The sequence below is a fragment of the Acetomicrobium mobile genome (genome assembly GCF_937920065.1).
In genome coordinates, this window is the sequence record NZ_CALETC010000014.1 from 1 (window position 1) to 2717 (window position 2717).

At 44.1% G+C, this 2717-nt stretch carries 5 protein-coding genes; all 5 read right to left on the reverse strand.

Annotation, left to right across the window (positions count from 1 at the left end; translation table 11 throughout):
• The coding region (locus Q7P41_RS00365; protein ID WP_303881150.1) for a cation transporter at nucleotides 1–503 on the reverse strand (503 nt) is incomplete at its 3' end.
• A gap of 141 nt (nucleotides 504–644) precedes the next feature.
• A complete protein-coding gene (locus Q7P41_RS00370; protein WP_303881151.1) occupies nucleotides 645–965 on the reverse strand; it encodes a hypothetical protein in 321 nt (106 codons plus the stop codon).
• A gap of 15 nt (nucleotides 966–980) precedes the next feature.
• Nucleotides 981–1136, reverse strand: a complete 156-nt coding sequence (locus tag Q7P41_RS00375) for a hypothetical protein (protein ID WP_303881153.1) — start codon at nucleotides 1134–1136, stop codon at nucleotides 981–983.
• A 95-nt stretch (nucleotides 1137–1231) separates the two neighbouring features.
• Nucleotides 1232–1654: a hypothetical protein gene (locus Q7P41_RS00380; RefSeq protein ID WP_303881154.1), complete on the reverse strand. Its 423-nt coding sequence runs from the start codon at nucleotides 1652–1654 to the stop codon at nucleotides 1232–1234.
• Nucleotides 1655–1805: 151 nt separating this feature from the next.
• Nucleotides 1806–2717 (reverse strand): homoserine dehydrogenase (locus tag Q7P41_RS00385; protein WP_303881156.1); only part of this gene is annotated, 912 nt, incomplete at its 5' end.

Here is a 2717-nt window from a genome sequence, read left to right on the forward strand (position 1 = left end):
GCCAGAAGGGCAGTTATAAAGGACATCACGGAGCCCAAAAAAACGAGCACATCCATATTGGCATGAAAATGAGTCAAGGCAATCCATGCTCCTTTGATCGTTTGCCCGCCCGCCACGAAAATGACCAGAGCAGAGGCTGCCACTTCGATGTGAAAAAACCACGGAATGTGATAACCGGCCATGTGCAAAAACATTAACGCCATTAGAGGCGCTGTTACCGACCAAGCCAGAATGACGTTGCGTTTCGAAGCTAAGTAGCGACGAGCCTCAAGGTCTTCTTGAGGCTCATAAGTTACGCCGTAACCAACCTTTTTTACAGCCTCTTCTAAAACTTTTTGAGGAACGTCTTTTTCCAAAACCACGAAGGCAGTCTCCGTGGCCAAGTTAACGGCAGCAAATTTCACGCCATCTACTTTCTTCAAAGCCTTTTCAACTATCATCGCGCATGTCGCACAGGTCATGCCCGTTACGCGAAAGCTTCTTTTTTCCTCAGTCGGCGTCATGCAGCTCATCTCCAATTTCACGTTTCATACTAAACGTCTTTTATTATAGGCGATATAAACATTGTTAGATATACCTAATTTACAATACTATTTTAAGGCAAGCTTTTCAATAATTCAAGCTTGCCCTTCGCCAAGTCTTTCTTAAGAAAGAGGCGTCACGCTTTTTACCAATATGTACATCTTCCCGCTTCCCAAGGAAGAACGAGCCTCGCCCTCAACATAAATAGGTGCACCATTCTCAAGCGAGCATAAAGTTTCTCCTATTTCAGGGTCATATGTGCGAAGAAGCAGGTAGTCGTGTCTGGGCTCGCCATTAATGTCAATGAAATCCCTTCTTAGGGAGCACTGAAAATACCTGCCGCACCTGTTTTCCTTAATTGATTCACCGCTTAAGAAATGCAAATACCCCGCTATCTTGACCTCGTTTACCCCCATTTTCTCTTTGAGCGTTAAATTCTCCACTTCCAGGCCCCTCCTTTACTGTAAAAAATTGGAGAGGGCAGGACATCGCCAACCCTCTCCACACACAAACGTGTTTGCTTTCAAATTTTCTAAGGCGCCGCTAACACTTTTGAACGCCAACCCATCGGGCACGTCGAACTTATTTTTAAAAGCTAGCAACGCCTTCTTCATTCAAACGCCCCCTTGTAATTTTTACAATTATATAGTAACCCAGATTGAAAGATTATCCAAGTGGCGCAGGAGCATTAAAATATCTTTTATTTTTATTATTGTTTATTGGGGGACTTTTCCTGCTGCCATCTTTGGGCATTTGTTAACCATTGTTCAAATTGCCACCTGGAGATCTCAGTCCTTAGCGAGAGTATTTTTTCATGAATTTGCTTTGCCTTTTCTTTGTCTATCTCATCTTCCAAGAACAGGTACCTTAAGTCCAGCTTCGCGCGCTCGAGCTCACGCATCTTTTGAGCAATCTCTGTTGGGACCTCGTATTTATAAGGCAATCTCTTAAACCCACGCTGCGGACCTGAATCTTCGTCTTCATACCAGCCGTAACCTCCCCACATATGTGCAGGACCGGGGCTCCATCCGTCCCACATATGTCTAGGCGCCAGACCATAGAAGGCAAAGGCTGAACTTCCGATCAATACCACTAACAACGCAATCAACACAGAAACCCAAGGTCTTTTCATGACCTACCACCTCCGCTAACGGTTGATGTAAGTTATTCATCTGTATAATAGCAAGATTTTGGTTTAAGACCTCGGTATTCTTCAGTATACCCCCACCGGTAAAAATGCTTAGTTTTAGGATGTAAGTAGAACTCCTGTTCGACGATGAATACTACTTGCAGACATAACACCTGTGTATTGCCAAAATATCAGACAAGAGCGCTTGGCCAGTCTCTATCCTTCCGGCCCCGGGACCAATTATGGTGACCTCCCCCAAATGATCCGTCGCAAAAGTTACGGCGTTTATTGGTCCCATTACAGACCCCAAAACATGCGATTTGGGAACGGCAACAGGAGATACGCTTGCATAAACGCCGTTGCCTTCTTTTCTAACTTCAGCGATTAATTTAATTCTTTTTCCCTCTTTATTGGCTTCAACGATGTCTTCTTTCGTTATTTTGGTTATGCCTTGTCTTGCAACGCCAGTCACCTTAATTTTTGCTCCGAAAAAAACATTAGCCATTATTGCTGCTTTTATCGCAGAATCCCATCCCTCCACATCGGAAGTAGGGTCAGTCTCGGCATACCCAAGTTTTTGGGCTTCTACTAAGGCTTCAGGATAATCGTATCCCTCTTCCATTTTGCTCAAGATAAAATTAGTCGTGCCATTTACAATTCCTGCAACGGATTTTATATCGCACCCACTCATGCACTCTAAGACCATGTTTATGCAAGGTGTACCCGAAAGTACTACCCCTTCATATCTCAAACAAACGCGATTTTCTTTGGCAATACTTTCAAGTTCTTCCAATGCCAGCGCAATGGGACCTTTGTTCGATGTCACGACGTGAGAGCCAATGGACAAGGCCTTTCGCATGTGCGATAAACCCGGTTCTCCCGTTTCAAAATTGGTAATCGTAGCTTCTGCCACGATATCTGCTTTAGCCATTTCTATGAGCTCTAAAGTACCTTTATCAGTAAACTCAGGCCTATTTTTTAAAGATCCCTTTAGAGCCATTTCCTTCAATACGCTATCTAAATCCAGCCCATTCTCGTTGTAAAGGGAACCTCTAACGGGATCGGC

What these genes read in the sequence shown, in the direction of transcription:
- Q7P41_RS00375 (WP_303881153.1), bottom strand. Translation starts at nt 1,136, where the DNA reads ATGAAGAAGGCGTTGCTAGCTTTTAAAAATAAGTTCGACGTGCCCGAT.
- Q7P41_RS00380 (WP_303881154.1), bottom strand. Translation starts at nt 1,654, where the DNA reads ATGAAAAGACCTTGGGTTTCTGTGTTGATTGCGTTGTTAGTGGTATTG.